Source organism: Neoroseomonas rubea (assembly GCF_016106015.1).
Lineage (GTDB): Bacteria > Pseudomonadota > Alphaproteobacteria > Acetobacterales > Acetobacteraceae > Neoroseomonas > Neoroseomonas rubea.
In genome coordinates this window covers 1-5,362 of record NZ_JACADQ010000298.1, presented here as the reverse complement: position 1 = coordinate 5,362, position 5,362 = coordinate 1, and the positions used below count along the sequence as shown (strand labels likewise).

Here is a 5,362-nt window from a genome sequence, read left to right as displayed (position 1 = left end):
GCGCGCCCCGCCGTCGGGGCGCGCGAGCAGCAGCGCGGCCGAGACAAGCAGCAGCACGACCGCGACATGCGTCACGGGGAAGGCCGGCAGCGTCTCATAGGGCCGCAGCGCCGGCGGGTCCGGCACCGCGCGCGCGGCGAGCAGTGCCACCGTCAGCGCCACATAGGGCCACAGCAAGCCCGCCGCGCGCCGCCACGCCGCCGCGTCGCGCGGCGGGTCCGCAAGCCACAGGGCCAGCAGCAACGGCAATCCCGAGGCGAGGATGCCCAGCACCTCGAAGGGCAGCACGCGGTGGCCAAGCACCAGGATCGCCGCCATGGCCGCCAGCATGGCGAGTTGCGCGAGCCGTTCCGCCGCCGGCACCGGAACGCCCGCCGCCGCCGAGAGCCGCCAGCAGACCGGGCCCAGCAGCATCACCCAGGCCGCATTGGGCAGCGCCGTCAGCGCCGCCACATCCTGCGCCGGCACGCCGAGCAGCGCCGCGCCCAGCGACGTGCCCGGCCCCAGCCCACCCCAGGGAATGAGGCAGAGCGAGAGCAGCGCCAGCGCCGCCGCCGGCGCGCCCGAAATCCCCATGCCGCGCAGCGCGGCCAGCGCGAACACGGCGCCGACCGCGAAGCCCGTCACGCTTTCCATGAAGACGCCGATCAGCAGCGTCGCGGTGAAGATGGCGCGCGGCGTCGCCGCCTGGCGCAGCGCGTCGCCGCGCCGTTCGACCGCCGCGTGGAAGAGCAGCCCGCCCAGCACCACGCCGGCCGGCTGCGCGGCGAGGAACAGCGCCCGCGGGACCTCCGCCGCCAGGAAGGCCGCGAAGCCGGCATCCCCCGGGAGAGAGGCGAAGGCCGCCGGCAGCGACACCGCCAGCGCCGCGAGCACGGATGGCAGCGGCCCCGCGCGCCCGGACAGCAGCAGCCCGAGCAGCACCAGCAGCGGCGCGGCCTGGAGAAGGAGGATCACGCCTCCAGCACGAAGGTCTTGCCCACCGCGCCGGGCACGACGACGCCTTCCCCATGCGCCCGTTCCAGCGCGTTCAGCGCCCGCCAGCCCGTGCAGTGGGAGGGGAACATGAACCCCATGCCGAAGCCGCCGAGGTCGGCGACGGTCTGCGGGATGATCCGTTCATTCGTGCCCGACAGATGGAAGCCGCCCATCGCCGCGAGGATGGGGAGGTCCGGCATCAGGCGCCGCGCCTCGTGCAGCACGTTGACGATGCCGCAATGCGAACAGGCGGAGAAGACGATCAGCCCCTTGCCGCGCAGGTGGACGGCGACGAAGCGCTCGTCCGACAGCCATTCGTCGGGCTGCCAGGGGGCGGCGTCGCTCTCGCGCGCGACCTGGCCGGGCAGGCCGACCTCGTAGTCCGTCACGCGCGGGATCTCGCCGCTGACCAGCACATGGCCGGCGATGACGGCGGGCTCGCGGGAGACCTGCGGCTGCGCGCCCATCGCTTCCCACTCATCCGGCGCGGGCACGCGGTCCATCGGCAGCACGCCGCCATCGGGCTGGCGCGACCCGCGCTCGCGGAACATGCCGGGATGCAGGTGCAGCGGCACCGCGCGGCCGCCATTGGCGCGGCGGATCAGCTCGATCGCCTTGGGGATGCCGCCCGCATGGTCCCAATGGCCGTGGGAGAGGACGATCGCCTCGATCGCCCCGAAATCGACGCCGAGCCGCATGCCGTTGCGCTCCACCGCGTAGTCCGCCGGCCCGCCATCGAACAGGATGGTGCGGGACTCGCCGCCCGCGGTGACGGTGATGACGAGCGAGAGGCCATGGTTGGCGCAGCAGAGCGACCCGCCGGAGGTCCGCTTCATCCCCATCCTCTGCAGCCGGACCCATTCGCGCGTGACGAAGGACGGCGTGGAGGAGAGGCTGTCCGTGACGTTGTCCACCAGCGTGGCTATCTCGATCCGATCGACCGGCGGAGGCGCCTGCATGCCCGATTTCCTTCCCGAACCCTACGCAGCCTATGGCAGCAACCTGTGGCACGACCAGATGCGCCGCCGCTGCCCGAAGGCCGAGGTGGCGGGACAGGCCGTGCTGCAGGGCTGGCGGCTCGTGCTGCGGAAATTCGCGCTGATCGAGCGCGTGCCGGGTGCCGCCTGTCCCGTCGGCCTCTGGCGCGTCACGGCGGGGGACATGGAGGCGCTGGACCGCTACGAGGGGCCCTTCACCTATGTCCGCTCCCGCATCACCCTGCCCGACGGCTCGGTTGCCGTGACCTACAAGGAAATCCGTCATCGCCCCGGCCCGCCGGCGGCGGAATACGTGCAGCGGCTGCGCGACGGCTATCGGGACTTCGGCTTCGACATGGCGGTGCTGGACGCGGCCATCGCCGAATCGGGCTTCAGCGGCGCCGCGCCTCCGCGACCGTGATCACCAGCGCCCCGGCCAGGATCACCGCGGCACCCAGCCAGGTCCAGCCATCCGGCACCTCGGAAAAGATCGCCCAGCCCAGGCCGGCGACGACGATCAGGCGCAGGTACTGGAAGGGCGCGATGGCCGAGGCCTCGCCATGGCGGTAGGCGCTGGTGATCAGCCAGATGATGCCCGGCGCGAAGGCCGCGACCGAGAGCAGGATGAGCAGGTCCACCAGCCCGAGCGGCACCCAGGCCATGACGGCGAAGGGCAGGGACCCCGCCGTCGTCACCAGCCCGACCCAGGCCATGATCGTCGTGTTGCGGTCCACCTGCGCCAGCACGCGCGAGGACAGCGTGATGCCGCACCAGGTGACGGCGGAGGCGATGGCGAGTGCGACGCCCAGCGTCGATACGGTCGTGCCCGGCCGCAGCATCACGGCCACGCCGACGAAGCCCGCGATCGTTCCGGCCCAGCGCCAGCGATCGACGCGTTCCCCCAGCACCGGCCCGGCGAGCAGCGTGGTGAACATCACGTTGGTGAAGGACAGGACGGTGGCGGTGGCAAGGTCGAGCGGCCCGAAGGATGCGTAGTAGAAGCCCCAGGTCAGCAGGCTCGACGCGCCGCGCAGCACGTGCAGCCCGGGGCGGGCCGTGCGGAACACCGCAAGCCCCGTCGCCGCGATCAGCGGCGCGACCCAGAACAATTGCCCCAGCGAGCGGAAGAAGACCTGCACCTCCACCGGGATGCCGCGTTCCGTCATCAGGCGGATGGCCAGCGCCTCGGCGGCGAAGATGAAGGCCGCGGCGGCCATCAGCGCGCCGCCGCGAAGGTTGCCCGACAGTCCCTGGAGCATCGACGGCGGCGGCCTCCGGCTCAGAGCAATTCCGATCGGATCGAAGCATCGGGTCGGATGTCTTGCTCTGGAAAACATCGATTCCGGAGCAGCGTCGGTCCAGCGGTTCCACTCGGGCGGATGCTGCTCTAGCGTCGCATCTTGTGCGGCGCGCGCGGCGCGGCGTCCAGGCATGAAGGACAGGGCATGGCGGGCGAAGGGGCGGAAGCGGCGCGGCAGGCGGTGGATCGGGGCCCGATCCTCATCTGGGGCGCGGGTGCGATCGGCGGCACGGTGGGGGCGGCACTGGTCCGCGCGCGCCATGCGGTCGTGTTCGTGGATGTGGAGGCCGAGCACGTCGCCGCCATCGCCGACCCGGCGCGCGGCCTTGCCATCGAAGGCCCGGTCGATCCGCACCGCGTCGTCGCCCCGGCCTTCACGCCGGAGACGGTGCAGGGGACCTACCGCCGCATCTTCCTCTGCGTGAAGGCGCATCACACCGAAGCCGCCTGCCGCGCGCTGCTGCCGCACCTCGCCCCCGACGGCTATGTGCTGTCGCTCCAGAACGGGCTGTGCGAGACGATCATCGAGCGGATCGTCGGGCGCGAGCGCACCATGGGCTGCTTCGTGAATTTTTCCGCCGACTGGCACGGGCCGGGACGGATCATGTATGGCGGACGCGGCGCGCTGGTGCTGGGCGAACTCGATGGCGCGACGACGCCGCGGCTGACCGCGCTGCACGCGCTGCTGCGGGAGACCTTCGAGCCCAACGCAATCACCACGCCGAACATCTGGGGCTATCTCTGGGGCAAGCTCGGCTATGGCGCGATGCTGTTCGCCCAGGCAGCGGGGGAAAAGGGGATCGCTGATTGCCTCGCGCGGCCCGAACTGTTGCCGCTGTGGCGCGCGCTCGGGGGCGAGGCCATCGCGGTGGCGCGGGCCGAAGGCGTGGAGCCGCTCGGCTTCAACGGCTTCGACCCGGCGGCCTTCTCGCCCGGTGCCACGGAAGCGCAGGCGGCGGCCTCCGTCGCCGCCATGGTCGAGTTCAACCGGCCCAACGCCAAGACGCATTCCGGCGTGTGGCGCGACCTCTGGGTCCGCAAGCGGCGCACCGAGATCGACGTGCAGATCGCCCCCATCGCCGAGATCGGCGCGAAGCACGGCCTGCCATGCCCTGCCGTCCGCCGCCTCGTCGCCATGATCCACGCATGCGAGGCCGGCACGCGGCCCATGTCGGATGCCAACCTGACGGAGATGATCCCGTGATGCGCGAATACGATTTCTCCGGCGTGACCGTCGCCGTCACCGGCGCGGGCCACGGCTTCGGCCGCGCCATCGCGCGGTCCTTCGCCGCGCTCGGCGCGCAGGTCTTCGCCTGCGATCTTTCGGCCACCGAGCTGGAGGAGACCGCCGACCATCCCGGCGCCATCCACACCAGCGCCTTCGACCTGACGGCGCCGGGCGCCGCGAAGCGCTGGATCGCCGAGGTCGAGGCGAAGGCGGAAGGCCCCGTCGGCGTGCTGGTCTGCAACGCCGGCGGCGTGCGCGGCCAGGTGGGCCGGCCGCTCGAGGAGGTGTCGGAGAGCGACTGGCACGACATCTTCGCCATCAACCTGCACGCCACCTTCGCCATGGCGCAGGCGGTGGTGCCCGGCATGAAGCGCGCCGGCTGCGGGCGCATCGTGACGATCAGCAGCGGCGCGGGGCTGCAGCCGTCCCGCACCGGCATCCAGGCCTACGCCAGCGCCAAGCACGGGCTGGTCGGGCTGACGCGGCAGCTGGGGCATGAGCTCGGCCAGTACGGCATCAACGTGAACAGCGTGGCGCCGGGGCTGATCCTGTCGAACCCCGCCAGCACGAAGCAGTGGGAGGCCTACGGGCCGGAAGGCCAGGCGCGCGTGCTGTCCTCCATCGCGCTGCGCCGGTTGGGGGAGGCGCAGGACATCGCGAATGCGGTGCTGTTCCTCGCATCCCCCATGGCGAACTACGTCAACGGGCAGGTGCTGAGCGTGGATGGGGGGAAGTAGGCGCGGCTTGACTTCGCCGCCCGCCCTCCCGACCTCTCGGGCATGGACCCGAAAGCGCTTCTCGACCGTTTCCTCGGCCCCGGCGCCGCCAGCGGCGCGGGGGACCTCGCGGGCCGCGCGCGCCAGGCGCTCGGCGGCAACA

Annotated in this window: 6 protein-coding genes; 3 read left to right on the top strand and 3 right to left on the bottom strand. The window is 72.2% G+C overall.

Annotated elements, in window-relative coordinates; translation table 11 throughout:
• Together HW577_RS20090 and HW577_RS20085 are read right to left on the bottom strand one after the other, a co-directional pair.
• The coding region (locus tag HW577_RS20090) for a hypothetical protein (protein ID WP_419956599.1) at positions 1–957 on the bottom strand (957 nt) is incomplete at its 3' end.
• A complete protein-coding gene (locus HW577_RS20085) occupies positions 954–1,937 on the bottom strand; it encodes an MBL fold metallo-hydrolase (RefSeq protein ID WP_198377906.1) in 984 nt (327 codons plus the stop codon). The genes HW577_RS20090 and HW577_RS20085, both read right to left, overlap by 4 nt.
• Between HW577_RS20085 and HW577_RS20080 the strand changes: the two genes are divergently transcribed.
• Positions 1,936–2,376 (top strand): gamma-glutamylcyclotransferase family protein, encoded by a 441-nt coding sequence (locus HW577_RS20080; RefSeq protein WP_198377905.1) that lies wholly within the window; start codon positions 1,936–1,938, stop codon positions 2,374–2,376. The two genes, HW577_RS20085 and HW577_RS20080, sit on opposite strands and share 2 nt — an antisense overlap.
• Here the strand turns inward: HW577_RS20080 and HW577_RS20075 are convergent.
• Complete coding sequence (locus HW577_RS20075) at positions 2,348–3,214, bottom strand: DMT family transporter (RefSeq protein WP_232475094.1); 867 nt, start codon at positions 3,212–3,214, stop codon at positions 2,348–2,350. The two genes, HW577_RS20080 and HW577_RS20075, sit on opposite strands and share 29 nt — an antisense overlap.
• A gap of 186 nt (positions 3,215–3,400) precedes the next feature.
• On the opposite strand from HW577_RS20075, the gene HW577_RS20070 reads away from it, so the two are divergent.
• Both HW577_RS20070 and HW577_RS20065 read left to right on the top strand, forming a co-directional pair.
• A complete protein-coding gene (locus HW577_RS20070; protein ID WP_198377904.1) occupies positions 3,401–4,459 on the top strand; it encodes a ketopantoate reductase family protein in 1,059 nt (352 codons plus the stop codon).
• Positions 4,459–5,220, top strand: a complete 762-nt coding sequence (locus HW577_RS20065) for an SDR family NAD(P)-dependent oxidoreductase (RefSeq protein ID WP_198377903.1) — start codon at positions 4,459–4,461, stop codon at positions 5,218–5,220. Before HW577_RS20070 ends, HW577_RS20065 begins: the two co-directional genes overlap by 1 nt.
• Positions 5,221–5,362 lie beyond the last annotated feature (142 nt).